Source organism: Streptomyces sp. NH27, from assembly GCF_056859195.1.
The window spans coordinates 1-317 of sequence record NZ_JACEGK010001127.1; the positions used below are offsets into that span (position 1 = coordinate 1).

The following is a 317-nucleotide window of genomic DNA, read 5'->3' on the forward strand; positions in this document are numbered from 1 at the left end:
GAGCGGCAGGACAAGATCCTGGCGATCGACGCCAACCCGGACGCGGGCACGCTCGGCCGCCGGGTGCGCCGGGAGACCGGTGCGACCATCCGCGACCTGGTGCAGGCGATCCCGTACCTCCACAGCTACATGGACATCCGGCGGTTCACCTCGCAGGCCCCCTCGGGTCTGGAGATCATCGCCAACGACGTGGACCCCGCGGTCTCGACGGCGTTCAACGACGAGGACTACCGGCGCGCCATCGACGTCCTGGGCCGCCAGTACCCGGTGATCCTCACCGACTCGGGCACCGGCCTGCTCTACAGCGCGATGCGCGG

Annotated in this window: 1 protein-coding gene; it reads left to right on the forward strand. The window is 70.3% G+C overall.

Going from position 1 to position 317, the window contains the following annotated elements; all coding sequences use genetic code 11:
* Nucleotides 1-317, forward strand: a 317-nt coding sequence (locus tag AC13HU_RS38355) for a MinD/ParA family ATP-binding protein (RefSeq protein ID WP_483046604.1), incomplete at both ends; no start/stop codon positions are given.